At 73.7% G+C, this 19,140-nt stretch carries 10 protein-coding genes; 5 read left to right on the top strand and 5 right to left on the bottom strand.

The features are described from left to right. Nucleotides 1-639: 639 nt before the first annotated feature. Entirely contained in the window at nt 640-1,176 is a 537-nt protein-coding gene (locus ACWDYJ_RS27510; RefSeq protein WP_451568275.1) for a MarR family winged helix-turn-helix transcriptional regulator, read from the bottom strand. Between the two features lie 125 nt (nt 1,177-1,301). On the opposite strand from ACWDYJ_RS27510, the gene ACWDYJ_RS27505 reads away from it, so the two are divergent. Further along, the gene (locus ACWDYJ_RS27505; protein WP_451568279.1) at nt 1,302-2,594 is read left to right on the top strand and encodes an MFS transporter; all 1,293 of its coding nucleotides are present in this window, start codon (nt 1,302-1,304) and stop codon (nt 2,592-2,594) included. A gap of 61 nt (nt 2,595-2,655) precedes the next feature. On the opposite strand, the gene ACWDYJ_RS27500 is transcribed toward ACWDYJ_RS27505, so the two are convergent. Both ACWDYJ_RS27500 and ACWDYJ_RS27495 read right to left on the bottom strand, forming a co-directional pair. Next, on the bottom strand, nt 2,656-4,386 hold the full coding sequence (locus tag ACWDYJ_RS27500) for an ATP-binding SpoIIE family protein phosphatase (protein WP_451568278.1): 1,731 nt from the start codon (nt 4,384-4,386) through the stop codon (nt 2,656-2,658). Between the two features lie 190 nt (nt 4,387-4,576). Then, entirely contained in the window at nt 4,577-5,959 is a 1,383-nt protein-coding gene (locus ACWDYJ_RS27495; RefSeq protein WP_451568277.1) for an NAD(P)/FAD-dependent oxidoreductase, read from the bottom strand. Between the two features lie 429 nt (nt 5,960-6,388). Here ACWDYJ_RS27495 and ACWDYJ_RS27490 point away from each other — a divergent pair, with 429 nt between their 5' ends. After that, entirely contained in the window at nt 6,389-7,177 is a 789-nt protein-coding gene (locus tag ACWDYJ_RS27490) for a TetR/AcrR family transcriptional regulator (protein WP_451568274.1), read from the top strand. Nucleotides 7,178-7,370: 193 nt separating this feature from the next. Continuing rightward, nucleotides 7,371-9,353 (top strand): sigma-70 family RNA polymerase sigma factor, encoded by a 1,983-nt coding sequence (locus ACWDYJ_RS27485; RefSeq protein ID WP_451568273.1) that lies wholly within the window; start codon nt 7,371-7,373, stop codon nt 9,351-9,353. On the opposite strand, the gene ACWDYJ_RS27480 is transcribed toward ACWDYJ_RS27485, so the two are convergent. Next, complete coding sequence (locus tag ACWDYJ_RS27480; protein WP_451568272.1) at nt 9,340-12,624, bottom strand: BTAD domain-containing putative transcriptional regulator; 3,285 nt, start codon at nt 12,622-12,624, stop codon at nt 9,340-9,342. The genes ACWDYJ_RS27485 and ACWDYJ_RS27480 overlap by 14 nt on opposite strands. A gap of 592 nt (nt 12,625-13,216) precedes the next feature. Next, nucleotides 13,217-15,556 (bottom strand): asparagine synthase-related protein, encoded by a 2,340-nt coding sequence (locus ACWDYJ_RS27475; protein ID WP_451568271.1) that lies wholly within the window; start codon nt 15,554-15,556, stop codon nt 13,217-13,219. A 631-nt stretch (nt 15,557-16,187) separates the two neighbouring features. Between ACWDYJ_RS27475 and ACWDYJ_RS27470 the strand changes: the two genes are divergently transcribed. Both ACWDYJ_RS27470 and lhgO read left to right on the top strand, forming a co-directional pair. After that, on the top strand, nt 16,188-17,852 hold the full coding sequence (locus tag ACWDYJ_RS27470) for a sporulation protein (RefSeq protein WP_451568270.1): 1,665 nt from the start codon (nt 16,188-16,190) through the stop codon (nt 17,850-17,852). A 19-nt stretch (nt 17,853-17,871) separates the two neighbouring features. After that, complete coding sequence (lhgO, locus tag ACWDYJ_RS27465; protein ID WP_451568269.1) at nt 17,872-19,092, top strand: L-2-hydroxyglutarate oxidase; 1,221 nt, start codon at nt 17,872-17,874, stop codon at nt 19,090-19,092. Nucleotides 19,093-19,140: the final 48 nt, after the last annotated feature.

Raw genomic sequence — 19,140 nt, 5'->3', positions numbered from 1 at the left:
TGTGTTAAGCACGCCGCCAGCGTTCGTCCTGAGCCAGGATCAAACTCTCCATGAATGTTTACCCGTAATCGGGTGCACACATCACTTAGAGCGGGACAATCAGGTCGGAATAAGACCGATCGTCCACAACGTCCTCGCTGTGTAATTGCCTGCAAGCACCCCGAAACGGGGCCTCACAGGTCTTTTTCAAAGGAACCTCATCCACCGAAATGGACGGGGTATCAACTTCTGGCGTTGATTTTTGGCACGCTGTTGAGTTCTCAAGGAACGGACGCTTCCTTTGTACTCACCCTCGCGGGTTTTCCTCCGGGCTTTCGTTCTGTTCTGTTCTTGCGTTTCCGACTCTATCAGACTCTTTCGGGCCTGACTGCCAGTCAGCGGCTTCCCGCAAAGCGGGAGTTGTTACTGCGTCTTCCGGGCTGTTGGGCCCTTCCGACTCCCGAACTCTAGCGGATCTCCCAGCCGATCGATAATCGGCCTTCGGAAATGAATCCGGACATGCCGAATTCGTTCCCAGTGGGAGCGTGCTGAGTTGGGTGCCGCTACAAGGCGGCGGGATTCGTTGTCGTCAAAACCTTTCGGCTCTGGGGCAACTCGAAGAACCTTACGGACTCACCGAGCCTGTGTCAACTCGGGAGGTCAGCTCCGGGGTTGGAGGTCCTCGACGCGGTCCAGGAGCCGCGTGAGCATGTCCCCCAGTACTCCGCGTTCCGCGGTGGAGAGGTCCTGGAGGAGGTCCTCCTCGAAGACCGTCGCCGCGCGCATCGCGTCGAGCCACTTGCTGCGGCCCTCGTCCGTGAGCTCCACGATCACGCGGACCCGGTTGGACTCGTCCCGCTCGCGCGTAACCAGACCTTCCGCCGTCATGCGGTCGATCCGGTGGGTCATGGCCGCCGGCGTCAGGCCCAGCTGCTTCGCGAGCTCGCTCGGGCCCATTCGGTAGGGGGCTCCGGAGATGACAAGGGCCTTGAGGACCTCCCACTCCGCGTTGCTGATGCCCAGGGCCGCGGTCTGGCGCCCGTAGGCGACGTTCATCCGGCGGTTCAGCCGGCTCAGGGCCGAGACCACCTTCTCGACCTGGGGGTCGAGGTCCTGGAATTCGCGCTGGTAGACGGCGATCTGCTCGTCGAGGCTCGGCTCGTGGACGGGCGCGGCGCTGTCGGGGGTGTCAGCCATGCGCCGAAGTATCGCACGAACCCATTGGCGTCTAACTCCTTCGGTGTGTAGTGTTAAGGCTCGAAGTTTAGGTATGAAGTCTTCAGACTTCAGCTCTCAAAGGCAGGTGAGAAGTGACCAAGGTGATGGGCGCTGCGATGCGGCGGATCCAGGCCGGGAACGCGCTGACCGCGTTCGGCATCGGTTTCACGGTTCCGTTCCTCTACATCTACGTGGCGCAGGTGCGAGGTCTGGGCTCCATGGCCGCCACGAGTGCGTTCGTGGCGTTCGCCCTGGGCGCTCTCGTCGCGCTGCCCTTCACCGGTCGGGTCATCGACCGGCGAGGGCCCGTCCCCGTGGTCATGGGTGCCGCCGTCGCCGCCTCGGTCGGTGCGCTCGCGCTCGGGCTCTCCACCGGCATCGTGCCGATCCTGCTGTCCGCCCTGGCGCTCGGCGCCGGGCAGGCCGTCATGCAGCCGGCCCTCGCCACGATGATCGTGTGGTGCTCGACGCCGTCGACCCGTACGCGTTCCTTCGCCATGCAGTTCTTCATGCAGAACCTGGGCCTGGGCATCGGCGGTCTCATCGGCGGGCAGATCGTCGACGAGAACCGGCCCGGCAGCTTCACCCTGCTGTTCGGCATCGAGGCCGTGATGTTCCTGGTGCTGGCGGGGATCATCGCCTCCGTGCGGATGCCGCACGTGCCGAGCATCAAGGACGCCATGCCCAAGGATCCGTCCCGGGCGGGCGGCAGCGGCTGGAAGCGGTTGCTCCGGCACAAGGCCATGGTGCAGCTGTGCGTGATGGGCTTCGTGCTCTTCTTCGCCTGTTACGGACAGTTCGAGTCGGGGCTCGCCGCCTTCGGTACCGAGGCCGCCGGGATCTCTCCCTCCACCCTCGGGTTCGCGCTCGCCGCCAACACCGGCGCGATCGTGATCGCCCAGTTCGTGGTCCTGCGGCTCGTCGAGAAGCGCCGGCGGTCCCGCGTGATCGCGCTGGTCGGCCTGATCTGGACCGTGGCATGGGTCATCGCCGGGTTCTCGGGGCTGGGGCACGGCAGCGCGATGATGGCCGCCGCCGCGTTCATCACCACGTACGCGCTCTTCGGGATCGGCGAGGCCATGCTGTCGCCGACGCTGGCGCCGCTCGTCGCCGATCTGGCGCCGGAGGGCTCGGTCGGGCAGTACAACTCGGCCTTCGCGCTGGTCAAGCAGATGGCGCTGGCGCTCGGGCCGCTCGGAGTGCCGCTGGGTGCCGGGGTGCCGATGCTCTACATCGGGATCTTCGTGGTCGTGTCGCTCGGGATCGCCTGGCTGGCGCTGCGGCTCGGCAAACAGCTGAGCCCGGTGCAGGACAACCCCTCGCTGGCCAAGGCCGCGCCCACGCCGACGCCCGCGCCCGCCGTGGCGGTCCAGGTCGCGGAGCCCGTCGCCGCGTAGGAGAAGGTGCGAGGAGAACGCGAAGGCCCCGGTCCGGTGGATCGGGGCCTTTCGCGTGCCGTCATCTGTCCGGCAGGGCGAACTCGCACCAGACGGCCTTGCCGCCGCCCGGGGTGCGGCGGGTGCCCCAGGACGAGGCGATGGTGGCGACGATCGAGATGCCGCGGCCGGTCTCGTCGGCCGGTTCGGCGCGGCGGCGGCGCGGGAGGTGGTCGTCGCCGTCGGTGACCTCGACGATCAGCCGGCGGTCGGTGCGGCGCAGCCGCAGGCGCATGGGCGGGGTGCCGTGCTGGAGGGAGTTCGCGACGAGCTCGCTGGCCGCGAGGACGCCGAGGTCGCACAGTTCCACCGGGAAGCGCCAGGAGGTGAGGACGCCCTGGGCGAAGGCGCGGGCGCGCGGGGCGGCCTCGATGCCGCCGAGGAGTTCCAGGGCGGCGTTGTGGAAGAGCTCGGCGTCGGCGCCGGTGCGGGCGGGCTGCTGGAGGACCATCACGGCGACGTCGTCGTCGTGGTCGGCGTCAACGCCGAGCGCGCGCATCAGGCGGTCGCAGATGATCGCGGGGGTGCCTTGGGCGCCGGCGAGGGCGCGTTCGAGGGCGGCCACGCCTTCGTCGATGTCCTCGCCGCGGCGTTCGACCAGGCCGTCGGTGTAGAGGACGGCGGTGGAGCCGGGGCCGAGGGCGATGGTGCCCGAGGTGTGCAGCCAGCCTCCGGTGCCCAGGGGCGGACCGGTCGGGTCGGCGGCGCGGCGCACCGTGCCGTCCTCGTCGCGGACCAGGATCGGGAGGTGGCCGGCGGAGGCGTACGCGAGCAGGCCCTCGTTGGGGTCGTGGACGGCGTAGACGCAGGTGGCGATCTGGCTGGCGTCGATCTCGGCGGCGAGGCCGTCGAGGAGCTGGAGCACCTCGTGCGGGGGCAGGTCGAGGCGGGCGTACGCGCGGACGGCCGTGCGCAGCTGGCCCATGACGGCGGCGGCGCGGACCCCGCGGCCCATGACGTCGCCGATGACGAGGGCCGTGCGGCCGGCGCCGAGGGTGATGACGTCGTACCAGTCGCCGCCGACGGCCGCCTCGGTGCCGCCGGGCTGGTAGGTGGCGGCGACGCGGAGGTCGTCGGGCTGCTCCAGTTCCTGCGGCAGGAGGGAGCGCTGGAGGGTGACGGCGGCCTCGCGCTGGCGGCGCTCGCTGGCGCGCAGCCGGTCGACGGCCTCGGCGTGGTCGGTGACGTCGGCGAGGTGGACCAGGATCCCGGTGTCGTGGTGCTCCGGTTCGCCGTCGGTGGCGGTCTTGGGGAACTCGACGGGGGTGCAGGTGACGGTGTACGAGCTGCCGCCGCCGGGGGCGGTGCGGTTCTTGGCCGTACGGGGCTTGCCGCTGCGCTGGACCTGGTCGAGGAGCGGGAGGAGGCCGAGGTCGCCGAGTTCGGGGAGGGCGACGTGCGCGGGGGCGCCGGTGGTGCGGGCGCCGAAGCCGGCGGTGTAGGCGTCGTTGACGTAGGCGACGCGGTGCTCGGGGCCGTGGACGAGGGCGACGAGGGCCGGGAGCAGGCCGAGGACCTCCCGTGCGGAGAGCTCGTCGAGGGCGGGCACGGCGGCGAGGGGCGCCGTACCGGTGCCGCGGACGGTGGCGTCGGCGGGGCTGCCGTCCGGTGGCGTGACGGGGTGGGCGGCGGCGCCGCGGGCTGCCGGGACGGAGCCTTCACCCCGTTTGGCCTGGGTGGCGGCGTGTTCGTTCCGGGCGGCGGCGCGGCGCTGCGTTCCGGGAAACCGGGCGCTCCAGCGCGTGAAGTTCACTGCGTTCAAGCCTCGTGGTGTCGCAAGTGGTCGCTGTGTCGCTCGTGGTCGGTCGCTGGACGGTGTCACTCGGTACAGGTCCACGCACGTGCAGGTCAATCCGTACAAGTCACTCCGTACGGGGTCACTCTGCGCAGGTGTGAGCCCACCTATGGTCACACGTCCAGTGTGGCCGACCGCACTGACAACGTCAGCTCTGGCTGTCCTGCGGGGGGTTGGGGGCGGGGCGCGGTGTGGGGTCCTTCGGGCGTCCACCTGCGGCGAGTTCGAATTCCGCCCTGGGGTGCTCGAGGGAGCCCAGGGAGACGATCTCGCGCTTGAAGAGGCCCGAGAGGGTCCATTCGGCGAGGACGCGCATCTTGCGGTTGAAGGTGGGGACGCGGCTGAGGTGGTAGGCGCGGTGCATGAACCAGGCGGGGTAGCCCTTGAGCTTGCGGCCGTAGACGTGGGCGACGCCTTTGTGGAGGCCGAGGGAGGCGACGGAGCCGGCGTACTTGTGGGCGTACTCGGTGAGGACCTCGTCGCGCAGGGAGGCGACGAGGTTGTCGGCGAGGCGTCGGGCCTGGCGGACGGCGTGCTGCGCGTTGGGGGCGCATTCGGGGTGGCGCGGCTTCGCGGGGGTGCCGTCGTCGGCCGTGGCGGGTTCGGAGGGTTCTACGGGCTCGGCGGTGATGTCGGGGACGGCGGCGGCGTCGCCCGCGGCCCAGGCGTGTTCGACGCCTTCGACGGTGAGGAAGGAGGTGCAGCGCAGGCGCCCGCGCTCGTTCTTGGGGAGGTCGCTGGCGGCGAGGATCGGGTGGGGTTTGACGCCGGCGGTCCACACGACGGTGCGGGTGGGGAAGCGGGAGCCGTCGCTGAGGACGGCGACGCGGTTCTCGCAGGATTCGAGGCGGGTCTCCATGCGTACGTCGATATTGCGGCGGCGCAGTTCACGGACGGTGTAGGTGCCCATTGCGGGGCCGACCTCGGGGAGGATCCGGTTGCTGGCCTCGACCAGTACCCATTTCATGTCCTCGGGTTTGACGTTGTGGTAGTACCGGGCCGCGTAGCGGGCCATGTCCTCCAGTTCGCCGAGGGCCTCGACCCCCGCGTATCCGCCGCCGACGAAGACGAAGGTGAGGGCGGCGTCGCGGATCGCGGGGTCACGGGTGGAGGAGGCGATGTCCATCTGTTCGATGACGTGGTTGCGCAGGCCGATGGCCTCTTCCACGGTCTTGAATCCGATGCCGTAGTCGGCGAGTCCCGGGATGGGCAGGGTGCGGGAGATCGAGCCGGGGGCGAGGACGAGTTCGTCGTATTCGATCTGGATGTCGCCGGTGCCCTCCTCGGCGGTGGCGAGGGTGGTGACGGTCGCGGTCCGTTTGGCGTGGTCGATGCGCTTGGCCTCGCCGATGACGATGCGGCAGCGGTCGAGGACACGGCGGAGCGGGACCACGACGTGGCGGGGCGAGATCGAGCCGGCGGCGGCTTCGGGGAGGAAGGGCTGATACGTCATGTAGGGCTCGGGTGTGACCACCGTGACCTCGGCTTCGCCGGATCTCAGCTTTCGCTGGAGCCCCAGGGCCGTGTACATGCCGACGTATCCGCCGCCGACGACGAGGATGCGCGTTCGGGGCGGGGTACCGGGGGCGTCGCCCCGGGAGTTAGCAGCCTTCACCGTCCCATGACGCAACGTGGCTGGGAGTTTGTCCACAGCCCCGTCAAATTGTGTGACCGGTGGTGGTGCCGGGAGAGGCCTGCCGAGGGGTCCGGATGGGAGCAGAAGTCCGCAGGTCAGGTGGTGCGGAAGGGGTGATTCCGGAGGCTTCCGACGGAAAAGTGGGGGTGAATGCTCCGATCGGGCGGCGCTCCGCGCGGGGCTGCCTCTTCTGAATTGACTCTGGCTCAACTATGTTCGTAACTCGTCGAGGAGTAGGACCAGGGCCCACATGACCGTGGCCCCCCTCGACACGAAGGCGGGGACTGTCTCCGGGGGGAGACAGATGATTACCGGGGGAAACATATGCATATTTCCGATTTCCAGGGTTCTGCTACCGCTCTGTCTGCCGAGAGCGGTGCACGCGTGATGACGGGCGCCACGACCCACGGGGTGGGCCGTTCCACGCCACTGCGCGTCGACGCACAGCGCAATCTCGAACACGTCCTGCGTGCGGCTCGCGAGGTCTTCGGCGAGCTGGGCTACGGGGCCCCGATGGAGGACGTGGCGCGGCGCGCCCGCGTCGGCGTCGGCACCGTCTACCGGCGGTTCCCGAGCAAGGACGTCCTCGTACGGCGGATAGCGGAGGAGGAGACCGCTCGGCTGACCGAGCAGGCCCAGTCCGCGCTGGGTCAGGAGGAGGAGGCGTGGCAGGCGCTGTCACGCTTCCTGCGCACCTCCGTGGCCTCCGGGGCCGGGCGGCTGCTGCCGCCGCAGGTGCTGCGGGTCGGCGCGGCCGAGGAGGACGCGGCCGAGGAGGCCGCGGCGGCGCGTGTCCCGCACCAGCGCCAGGCGGTCGGGGGCGGTACGGCCCCGGTCGGGGGTGCGCCGGACCTGCGTGTCGTGGGCGCGCGGACCTCCGTCGAGGACGAACCGTCGGAGGACTCGGGCGTGGGTGCGCTGCTGGAGGTCGTCGGCCGGCTGGTGGACCGGGCCCGGGAGGCCGGTGAGCTGCGGGCCGATGTCACGGTGGCCGATGTGCTGCTGGTGATAGCCACCGCCGCGCCGGCGCTGCCGGATCCGGCGCAGCAGGCCGCGGCCTCGACGCGGCTGCTGGACATCCTGCTCGAAGGGCTGCGGTCCCGGGCGGTGTGACCTCGGGCGCGGGGGTGGGTGGTCAACCGGTTCCCTCGAACGGCCGGTCGCTCGAACGGGTGAGGAGCAGTCCGGCGATTCGCCGGACTGTGCCCGGACGGGTGGATGGTGTGCGGAGGGTGCCGGGGCGCCTCCGCCGTGTGACACGCTGGATCGGTGTACCGGCTGAGTGTGTCGTGCGGGGGCTTCCGCGATGAGCGTTGACGGACGGGACGAGTCTTCCGGTGGCGCCGGTGGGGACGTCGGTGCGGGCAGCCTGCCCGCCCGGCAGGTCCCGGCCCAGCGCGAAGCCGGGGGGCGCCATGCCGCGTCGGGGGCGGCCGCCGCCGACCTGCCGCCGTCCGACGGTGACTTGGTCGCCCGGATGCGCGGCGGGGACGACGGCGCGTACGAGGAGTTGTTCCGCCGCCACTCCGATGCCGTACGGCGCTACGCGCGCACCTGCTGCCGTGACGCGCACACCGCCGACGACCTGACCGCCGAGGTGTTCGCGCGGACGCTGCAGGCGGTGCGGGGTGGTGCGGGGCCGGACCAGTCGGTGCGGGCCTACCTGCTGACCACCGTGCGGCGGGTCGCCGCGGCCTGGACCAAGACCGCCAAGCGGGAGCATCTCGTCGAGGACTTCGCCCTCTTCGCGGAGCAGGCGGCCACGGGTACGGAGAGCACCGGCGGGCTCGTGGGCGGGCTGTCCGGGGACGACACCCTGGAGCTGGGCGCGGATGTCCGGGCGATGCACGAGGCCGAGCGGTCGCTGGCGATGCAGGCCTTCCGGAGTCTTCCGGAGCGGTGGCAGGCCGTGCTGTGGCACACCACGGTCGAGGAGTCCTCGCCGAGTGCGATCGCCCCGCTGTTCGGGCTGAGCGCCAACGCGACGGCCGTACTGGCCAGCCGGGCCCGGGAGGGCCTCAAGCAGGCCTACCTCCAGGCGCATGTGAGTTCCGCGCTGAGTGAGGGCGGCGACTGCGCGCGGTACGCGGACCGGCTGGGCGCGTACGCCCGGGGCGGGCTGCGGATGCGGGCGGAGCGGGGGCTGCGCAAGCACTTGGAGGAGTGCGCCAAGTGCCGGCTGGCCGCCGGGGAACTCAAGGACGTCAACGCGGGGATTCCCGCGCTGCTGCCGGTCGCGGTCATCGGGTGGTTCGCCGCCGGGTACGCGGCCAAGGCGGCGGGCGTGGTGGCCGGTGGTGCCGTCGCCGCGGGTGGAGCCGGAGCTGCCGCCGCGGCGGCGGGCGGGTCCTCGGCGGGTGCTGGCGCGGCGGGTGCTGGAACCGCGAGTACCGGAGCCGCGGGTGCCGGGGCTGCCGGTGCCGGGGCTGCCGGTGGAGGCGGGAGCGCCGGGGGTGCGGGTGCCGGGGGTGCGGCGGTGTCCGAGGGACTCGGGCTGCCGGCCAAGGCGGCCATCGCCGCCGGAATCGCGGTGGCAGCGGCCGCCGGGGTCGTGTTCGCCCTGACCGGGGACGAGCCCGAGCCGCCGGCCCTGGCGAAGCCGGCGCCCAGCGCGGTGGCGCCCAAGGTGCCACAGCCTGCCCCGCCGCCCGCGCCGGAGTCGAGCCCGCCGCCGGCGCCGTCACCGGCGGCACGGAGCGTCGTACCGCCGAAGCGCAGTACGCCTGTCTCCGCGCCGGCGACGAGCGCGAAGGCACCTTCGCGCTCGTCGGCGGCGCCACCGGCTTCCAAGGCCCCGGTGACCCCGTCGCCGAAGCCGTCGCCGACGCGGCCGAAGCCCCCGCCGATGCCCCCGCAGGGGTTCCAGCTGGCCCGGCTCGGGCACTCGGCGTACGGGCAGCACACCGGTCCGGAGGTGGAGACCTGGCGCAGCAGCTGGGTGTGGCAGCGCTGGGGACTGAAGGTCGGCGGTCAGCGGTTCGGTCAGGGAATCACCGTCAACTCCCGCTCCTCGGTGGAGATCACCCTCAACCGGCAGTGCGACACCTTCTCGGCGCGGGCCGGGGTGGACGGGCTGTCGCTGCTGACCGACGGGACGGTGCGGTTCTCCGTCTACGGCGACGGGCAGCGGCTGTGGCGGTCCCACACGCTGGGGTACGACGACGCCCCGGCGTCCGTCCAGGTGTCGCTGGCCGGGCACCGGACGCTGCGGCTGGTGGTGGAACAGGTCGGGCAGGGGCACCTGCCGACGCTGGCCGGCTGGGCCGACGCGGTGATCAGCTGCCGTTGAGCTCGGTGACGACGTCCGACGCAGTGAGGCGTCGGCCGTCGGCTTCCGCCTGGGCATGGGCGGCCGGGCCGAGCAGGGCGCGGGTGCGCACGGGGAGACCGTCCAGGGCGGACTCCTCCGGGACCGCGCGGGGATGGCCCGCGCGCCAGGCGGTGGCCGCCGCGAGGACCCGTACGGACGCGGCCGGGCGACCGGCCTCGGCCAGCAGCAGGGCCGCCGTCTCGGCGAGGGCGGCCAGGACGCGTTCGGCGCAGTGGGCGGCGACGGCGGTGGCGAGGGCCGGCCCGATCCTGGCCAGGCCGGCCGCCGGACCGTCTTCGCGGGCGGTGACGACGGCTTCGACGGTGTCCAGCCCGGCCGTGAGCTGTGCGGGCACGGTGGTCCGTTCGGCCTGGCCGCGGGCGCGCTCGCACTCGGTGCGGGCCCGGGTGGTGTCGCCGCGCTGGAGGGCGAGCTGGGCGGAGAGGAGCCGGGCGAAGGTGCTCACGTCGAACACCCCGCCATGGAGGTCGGCCTCGCCGTCGGCCTCGCCGTCGGCCTCGGCCAGCAGTTTTTCGGCGCCCTCGAAGTCCCCGGCACAGTAGGCGGCCTCCGCGATGCGGGTGAGGGCGAAGGGCGTCTCGACGTGGGCGCCGACCTCGCGGGCGAGGCGCAGGCACTCCTCGTACTCGGCTCGGGCGTCGGCGTACCGGCCGCGCGAGAGGGCGACCTCTCCGGCGGCGCTCGCCACCTGGGCGCGGGTCCAGCGGTCTCCGACGCGGCGGGCTATCTCGTGCAGTTCGGCGAGGTCGGCGTCGACGGTGCGCAGGCCGCCGGTGATGTCGATGGCGACGTGGGTGCGGAGCATGAGCGTGACGCCGAGTTCCCAGTCACCGGCGTGGCGGCGGCAGTTGGCGACCGATTCGTCGAGGCCGGTGTGGAAGTCGAGGGCGTCACCGGCGAGGAAGGCCGTCGCGGGCCAGAGCATGCCGGGGAACGTGGTGGTCTCCGGGGAGCCGTGGCGGAACGTCGCCTTGATGCGGGCGGCGAGGGCGCGGTACTCGGGGGTGCGGAACTGCTGGGCGGTATTGCTCTCGGCGAGCAGGAACATGTGCAGGACCTGGAGGCGCATGAACCGCCAGTACGCGGGCGAACCCTCGGGCGGGTCGGCGGGGGTGGCGGCGAGGATCCGGCCGGTCCATTCGGCGCCCTCGCCACGGTAGTTGCGCAGCCACCAGAACCAGCCGAGGGCGAACACGAGGCGCTGCGCGGTCTCGGTGTCCGCCTCCGTGACGGTGGCGGTGTGCAGGGCGGCGCGGAGGTTGTCGAGTTCGGTTTCGATGCGCCGGATCCAGGGGAGCTGGGCGGCGGAGCGGATCAGGGGCTCGGCCTGCTCGGCAAGGGCGAGGAAGTGGGCGGCGTGGCGGCGGGCGGTGGCGCGGACGTCGGCCGGGTGGGCGGCGGCGCGCTCGGCGGCGTACTCGTGGATGGTTTCGAGCATGCGGTAGCGCATGCCGGATCCGCTGTCCGGCTCGGCGAGGACGAGGGATTTGTCGACGAGGGAGCCGAGGGTGTGGGCGACGTCGAGGTCGGCCGGACCTGCCGGACCTGCCGGGCCTGCCGGGCCTGCCGCGTCGCCTGCGTCGACTCCGTCGGCTCCGTCGGCTCCGTTTGCGCAGACCTCTTCGGCGGCGGCCAGGTCGCAGCCGCCCGCGAAGACGGACAGCCGGCGCAGGACGGTGCGCTCGTCCTCGTCGAGGAGGTCCCAGGACCAGTCGACGACCGCGCGCAGGGTCTGCTGGCGCGGCAGCAGCGTACGGGCGCCGCTGGTCAGGAGCCGGAAGCGGTCGTCGAGCCGGTCCGCGATCTGGCGCGGGGTCAGCAGCCGAAGCCGCGCCGCCGCCAGCTCGATCGCCAGCGGCAGCCCGTCGAGACGGCGGCAGATCTCGGCAGCCGCGGCCGGGTCGTCGGCGACGCTGAACCCGGGCCGGGCGGCGGCCCCCCGGTCGGCCAGGAGCCGCAGCGCGACGGGATCGGGCAGCGGCTCGACCGGGCGCAGGAACTCCCCCGGCACGCCGAGGGGTTCGCGGCTGGTGGCGAGGATCCGCAGGCCGGGGCAGTGGGTCAGGAGGCGTTCGGCGAGCTCGGCGGCGGCGCCGATGACGTGCTCGCAGTTGTCGAGGACCAGGAGCAGGCGGCGGTGCGCGCACTGTTCGACGAGGAAGGCCGTGGGGTCGGCGGCGGTCTTCTCCCGGGCGACGAGGGTGTTCTCACGCAGGCCGAGGGCGCTGAGGACGGCGCCGGGGACGGCGGCGGGGTGGTCGAGGCGGGCCAGTTCGACGAGCCAGGCCGGTTCGGGATGGGCGGCTGCCGCGTGCTCGGCGAGGCGGGTCTTCCCGGAGCCGCCGGGGCCGGTGAGGGTGACGAGGCGGGCGCGGGCCAGGTCGGCGTGGAGCGCGGCGAGTTCGGGCTCGCGGCCGACGAAGGAGGTCAGGCGGGTGCGGAGGTTGCCCCGGGGCTGCCGCGGCGGAGTCTGGAGGAGCTCGGCGTGCAGGGCGCGGAGTTCGGGTCCGGGGTCGGTTCCGAGGCCGTCGGCGAGGGCCTGGCGGGTGCGCTCGTACGCGGCGAGGGCGTCGGCGGGGCGGCCGGCGGCGCGGAGGGCGCGGAGCTGCTGAGCGCGCAGGGTTTCGTCGTACGGGCGTTCGTGGATCAGCGCCTCGATCTCGGGGAGGAGGTCGGCGGGGAGGCCGGCGGGGAGGCCGGCGGGGACGGAGCCGCCGCTGCGCAGGTCCGCCTCGATCCGGTCGCGCAGGGCGGCGCCGCGGCGGGCCTCCGGCGCGGCGGCGTGGGAGGTACGGGCGGGCTCGGGGAGGTCGGCGAGGGCGGGGCCGCGCCAGAGGGCGAGCGCCTCGCGGAGGGTTCCGGCGGCGGTGGCGGGGTCGGCGTCCAGCTGCTGCGCGCCGTGGGCGGCCAGCCGGGAGAAGCGGTGGAGGTCGACGTCGTCGCGGGCCGCGGCGAGGCGGTAGCCGCCGGCGGGGTCGGCCCGGACGGTGCGGGGACCCCCGAGGGCGCGGCGGAGCCGGTATACGAGGGCCTGGAGGGCGGCGGGCGCGTCCTGGGGCGGAGTGTCGCCCCAGACCTCGTCGATCAGGTCCCGGACGGGTACGGCGGCCGGGCCGCCGGCGCGGAGGGCGAGGGCGGTCAGGAGCGCGCGCAGGCGGGCGCCGCCGATGGGAAGGGGGGCGCCGGTCTCGTCACGCGCCTCGGTGACGCCGAGGATGAGGTACCGCACTGGGGCCATACTGCCTTGGTTGTGGGGGAGGCGCCGGGGATTTTCGGCCGGGCCCACTGCCCTGGCCGGGCGGTTACGTGGACCGGGTGCGGCGGCGTCGTGCGGTTGAGGGAAGCCCGTACGGCTTCGGCCGAACTTGGCCGCGTCCCCGCAGTGGCGGGAAGTGGCCGTCGGAGACCGACCAGCCGCGCGGACGACCACGACCGAACCCGGCGGTCCGGCCGGACCGAGGCGTGACGGCCGCGCAGCACGGACGTAATCCGACGCCAGGCCACCGGACGGCGATGGCGAGGCCCGGTCGCCCAGACGGCCACGGCCGAACCAGCAGCCCGACCTGGCCGCCACGCGGTGGGGACCGAACGGCCACCACGGAGAAATTCGGCGCCGGGCCCCCGGCCCCCGAGCCACCGGGCGGCGACGGGGTGACCGGGTCACGTGGACGACGACGACCGCAAGGCCGCCGACCCGAACGCGACCGTCCGACTGGGCCGCTGCGCCTCGGACGTCCCGCCCGACCACCCGACGGACGGAGTTCGGCGCAGCGGTGGGAAGCCGGGGAGGCGCATCCGCGCCGCGCCGTGCGAGCGGCGCGTCAGGAAATGGGGCCCGGCGCAGACGCGCGCTGGGATGTGAGTTGCTGCGCAGCAGGGCGGGGAAGGCCGCCAGGGCTGATCCGGGCGAGCGGTGTGTCGAGGCCCGTGCGGCGGCGGGGGGTGGAGGTGCCCGTCCAGCAGGTGCCGCGGCGGGCCAGGAGGCGGCGGAGCCACAGCTCCATCGAGACGAGCTCCGCCAGTCCGTCCAGGGGCACCGGTCGGCCGTCGGCCGCGTCGAGCAGGGCCTGCTGGACGACGCGGGCTTCGACGAGGCCCGCGTCCGCGAGCAGTGGCGCCGAGAAGAGGGACAGGAGGTCCTGGAGGGCGGCGCGCAGCCCCAGGCGGGTGGCCGTCTCGTTCGGGGTGTGGGCCGTGGCGCCCCAGCCCGGCGGGAGTTCGCGTACTCCCGCGGAGGCGAGGACGCTGCGCAGGATGGCGGCTCGGGCCCCGGGCTGTACGCGCAGCGATTCCGGCAGGGCGCGGGCGGCCCGTACGACCTGGTTGTCGAGGAACGGCGCGTGCAGGCGCTGACTGCGCACCTCCACGGCCTGTTCGAACACCCGGTGGTCGGCCGCGTGCCGGGTCAGTACGGAGCGGGCGCGGGCTTCTCCCGGGCGCAGTGAGAGTGGGGGGCGTCCGGCGGCGGCGCCGAGACGGATCGATACTTCCGCCAGGGCTTCGCCTGTCAGCCATCCCGCCGCGGGCCCGGGCCGCGACCAGGTGAGGGCGGCGAGGGAGGCGTCCACGGGGCTGGTCGCGCATTGCGCCGTGACCTGCCCGTCCCGGAGCCGGGCGGCCGCCGCCTCGATGCCCGCACGGTACGGCGTACGGGCGAGGCGGCGGGCTGCCGCGTACACGGTGAGCGGGACGAGCAGGGATTCCCCGGAGGCCGACGCCGAGCGGGCGAGGGCGGCCACGGGGCGCAGTAGGTGGCGGCGACGGCGGTCCATCAGGAGGTCGGCCATCCGGGCCGGGTGCGCGTCGAGGACCTGGCGTGCACCGTGACCGGTGAAATGGTCCGCGGAGCCGGCCGCCAGCCGGCGCCGCTCGCGGGCGGCGAAGACGAGTGAGGGGCCGGGTTCGTCGGTGAGCGGCCCGTCGAGTTCCGCGTACGGGAGGGCTTCCTCGGCGCCGGCGACGACGACGTGGTGCAGGCGGGGGTTGGCGGCGATGGCGTGGGCGCGTTCGAGTTCGGCCTCGCGGCCCTCGGGGGTGGCCAGGTCGTTGAAGGTGACCGCCAGCAGCCGCGATCCGGTGCCGGCCCCGGCACGTCCGAGCAGCGTGCCGGGCGCGCCCGGCAGCCCGGCGGCGAGCAGGGCCAGCGTCGCGGAGGCGCTGCCGCCGGAGAGGTCGGCGCCGACGCCCGGCGCGGGGGCGCCCCGGGCGGCGCGCCGGTCGGCGGGACCCATTCCGGGCACGGGGCCGGGGTCGGGGATCAGTGTGTCGGGAGCATGCCGGGGCGCCGTGAGCCGGGCGCGCACCGCGTCCACCAATGCTTCCCGTACGCCCTCCACCGCGCGCTCCGGATCGGCCTCCGGCTGGGCCACGGCGAGGGAGGCCACCGGTTCGTAGCCGGTGATCTCCCGGGAGCCCTCGCGCAGGATGAGGGTGTGGCCGGGCGGGATGCGCCGAACGCCGACGTACGGTGTGCCGTCGCCCAGCGCCTCGGGGCTGTCGGGGCAGGCCAGCAGAGCGGCGAGATGGCCGATGTCGAGCTGCGCCTCGATGAGGTCGGCGAGCGGGAGGGCGGCCGTGGCGTACGCCGTGCCGCCCGCCCAGGGGGTGTAGAAGACGGGCCGGGCTCCGGCGAGGTCGCCGAGGACGGTGATCCGGCGGCCGGTCTGGACGACGGCGGTGTAGCTGCCGGACCACTCGGTGAGGTGGCGCAGGGCTCCGCCCCGGGCGGCGTAGAGGGCGCGTCTCAGCTCGGCGTCGGTGGCTCCGCAGCATCCGAGGACGGCGAGCCGGGTGAAGGGGTCCGCGGGGTCGGCGGTGACGGTGCGGATCTCGTCGGGGCGCCAGTCGCCGACGGCCCAGAGGGGGTCGGGGTCGCCCCACAGGAGTTGGGCGCCGACGGGGTGGACGGTGCGCTCGGCGTTCTGGGCGGCGGGGTCGTCGGGGTACGCGGCGTCCGCGAGGCCTCCGCGGGGCGGATCTCCGTACGGGCCGTGGGCGGCGGGGTCGTCGTACGGCCGGTGGGAGGGCGAGCCGACGTGGCCGGCCGGGCCCGAGACGCCGCCGGAGCGGGAGACGCCCTGGCCGGAGCCGCCTTGGCCCGCTACGCGCCCGGCCGTGCCGAAGCTCGCGGCGATACTGCTCCACCCGACCAACCAGCGCACCGCCGCCTCCCCAGCCTGTGGGCACATGACCGGGGCAACGGACGGCACGGACGAGACGGTCAGCGCTGAGGGCGCGGCCGGCGGGACCCCGGGTGGCTCAGGGTCCATGCTGCCACGAGACGGGCGTGCGAGAGTGGCTTAGGGGGCGCACATGTAAAGGAACACGCCCCGTGCACACGGTATTTGGCGTTCCGTTCCCACCGCCCCATAGGTCGGTTTCGGCCATTCTTCAGCCGTACTGAGTGCCTGTGCCGGTCTCCGCGCGATGCGCGGCCCGGGAGGCGGCATCCACCCCCCGGACCGTTCCGCCACCCGCGGGGATTGAGGCAGCGGCATCCCCCGGCCCACCCGATCGACGCGGCGGGCCGACCCACGCACCGCACATCGAATCGCCGGGCCCCGAGAGCGGCCAGAGCGCACGGCCGGGCGCACGGCCACACGGCCGGAGCACGGTCTGATACGTGCGCCCCGGGCACGAGGCCCGGTCCGGCTGTGCGTACGGACAACAATCTCGCCATACGGAAGTCGGGGCCTTAACGCTTGGGAGGCGGGGAACTACGCTGGGTTTACGAAATGCCGGGCGCCTATGCCCCGGCGGCGTCTGCGTTCCGCGTGTGACGAGGGGTGGCGCATGTCCAGGGAGCTCCGCGAGCCCAATGAGAAGCTCGGCGCCGTCCTCGCCCTCGCGGGCATCAGCAACGCCGGGCTGGCGCGTCGGGTCAACGACCTCGGCGCGCAGCGAGGTTTGACACTGCGATACGACAAGACTTCGGTGGCCCGGTGGGTGTCGAAGGGGATGGTGCCGCAGGGCGCCGCCCCGCATCTGATCGCCGCCGCCATCGGGGCGAAGCTGGGGCGGCCGGTGCCGCTGCACGAGATCGGGCTGGCGGACGCGGATCCCGCGCCCGAGGTCGGCCTGGCCTTCCCGCGCGACATCGGGGCGGCGGTGCGCTCGGCGACCGACCTCTACCGCCTGGACCTGGCCGGGCGCCGTGGCGGTGGCGGCATCTGGCAGTCGCTGGCCGGTTCCTTCGCGGTGTCGGCGTACGCGACGCCCGCCTCACGTTGGCTGATATCTCCTGCCGACAGCTCGGTGGCACGCGAACCGGGCGCCGTACGCACCGCACCGCACACCGCGGCGACCCGAACCGCCACGCCGCACACCGCGCCCCACGCCGCGCCGCACGCCGCGCCGCACCAACAGCCCGCCCCGGCACGGCAGGCGCCGGAAACCCCCGCGCAGGGCGTTGTGCCCGCCCAGCCCGGCCCCGAAACCGCGTCCGCGAGCCCGCCCGCCACCGCGCCCGGCACCGCGCCCGCGACCTCGCCCGCGCTCTCCCCGCCTTCGGCCCCCGCCGCCCTCTCCGACGCCACCGCGCAGCGCGTGGGCCACAGCGATGTGACGAAGCTGCGCGAGGCCGCCGAGGACGCCCGCCGCTGGGACTCCAAGTACGGGGGCGGGGACTGGCGTTCGTCGATGGTGCCCGAGTGCCTGCGGGTGGACGCGGCGCCGCTGCTGCTCGGCTCGTACACGGACGAGGTGGGCCGCGCGCTCTTCGGCGCGACTGCCGAACTGACCCGGCTGGCCGGCTGGATGGCCTTCGACACCGGCCAGCAGGAGGCGGCCCAGCGCTACTACATCCAGGCGTTACGACTGGCCCGCGCGGCGGCCGACGTACCCCTCGGCGGGTACGTCCTGGCCTCGATGTCCCTCCAGGCGACCTACCGGGACTTCCCTGACGAGGGCGTGGACCTCGCCCAGGCCGCCGTCGAACGCAACCGCGGCCTCGCCACCGCCCGCACCATGAGCTTCTTCCGCCTCGTCGAGGCCCGGGCGCACGCGAAGGCGGGCGACCCGGTGGCCGCCGGGGCCGCGCTGCGGGCGGCCGAGGGCTGGCTGGAGCGCTCCCGGGACGGCGACGCGGATCCGACCTGGCTGGGTTTCTACTCGTACGACCGTTTCGCGGCGGATGCGGCGGAATGCTACCGGGACCTCAAACTGCCCCGGCAGGTCCGCCGCTTCACCGAACAGGCGCTGTCGCGCCCGACGGAGGAGTACGTGCGCTCGCACGGGCTGCGGCTGGTGGTGAGCGCGGTCGCGGAGCTGGAGTCGGGCAATCTCGACGCGGCGTGCGCGGCCGGCACCCGGGCGGTGGAGGTCGCGGGCCGGATCTCCTCGGCGCGGACGAACGAGTACGTACGGGACCTGCTGCACCGGCTGGAACCGTACGGGGACGAACCACGCGTCGCCGAGCTGCGCGAGCGGGCCCGGCCGCTGCTGGTGACACCCGCGTAGCCGCTCTGTCAGTGGCGGGGTGCAGTATGCAGGGGTGGGAGGTGTCAGCGTGGACTGCGACGTGCTGGTGATCGGTGGCGGGATCGTCGGCCTGTCGACAGCGCATGCCCTCTCGCGCCTCTCCCCCGGGACGCGGGTGATCGTCCTGGAGAAGGAGGCCGGCCCCGCCCGCCACCAGACGGGCCGCAACAGCGGAGTGATCCACAGCGGGATCTACTACCGCCCCGGCTCGCTCAAGGCGCGCTTCGCCGTGCGCGGCGCCGCCGAGATGGTCAAGTTCTGCACGGAACACGGCATTCCGCACGAGGTGACCGGCAAGCTCATCGTCGCCACCGAGCGCGCCGAGCTGCCCCGCCTGCACGCCCTGGTCCAGCGCGGCCGGGAGAACGGCATCCCGGTGCGCGAGCTCGGTCCGGCCCAGATCGCGGAGTACGAACCGCAGATCCAGGGCCTCGCCGCGATCCACGTCGCCACCACGGGCATCGTCGACTACGGGCAGGTGGCCGAGCAGCTGGCGGAGTCCTCGGGCGCGGAGATCGTCTACGGCGGCGAGGTGGACCTGATCTCCCGCCGCTCCTCGGCGGTCGCGGTGCGCACGACGTCCGGCCTGGTGGTCAGGGCCCGGGTCCTGGTGAACTGCGCCGGCCTCCAGTGCGACCGGATCGCCCGCCTGGCCGGCGACGACCCCGGGATGCGGATCATCCCGTTCCGGGGCGAGTACTACGACCTCGTACGCCCCGGCCTGGTCCGGGGCCTGGTCTACCCGGTCCCCGACCCGGCGTTCCCCTTCCTCGGCGTCCACCTCACCCGGGGCATCGGCGGCGGCGTCCACGTCGGCCCGAACGCCGTCCCCGCCCTGGCGCGCGAAGGATACGGCTGGGGCACCGTCCGCCCCCGCGACATCGGCTCCGAACTGGCCTGGCCGGGCTCCTGGCGGATGGCCGCCCGGCACTGGCGGTACGGGGCCGGCGAGATCCACCGGTCCCTGTCGAAGCACGCCTTCACCGAGGCGGTACGCCGCCTCCTGCCGGCCGTCACCCCCGCGGACCTGACCCCCGCCACGGCGGGCGTCCGCGCCCAGGCGGTCCTGCGGGACGGCACCCTCGTCGACGACTTCCTGATCCAGGAGGCGCCGCGCACGGTGCACGTCCTGAACGCGCCCTCACCGGCGGCGACCGCATCCCTCCCGATCGGCCGCGAGATCGCCACCCGCGCCCTCCACACCCTCCGCGCCGCCTGATCCCCACGGTGCGGGACCGACGGGGACCCCAAGCCGGGGCCGGCACCG

Source organism: Streptomyces sp. NPDC003042, from assembly GCF_053591315.1.
The sequence above is the reverse complement of the archived record's forward strand: the minus strand, read 5'-3'. Positions and strand labels throughout refer to the sequence as shown.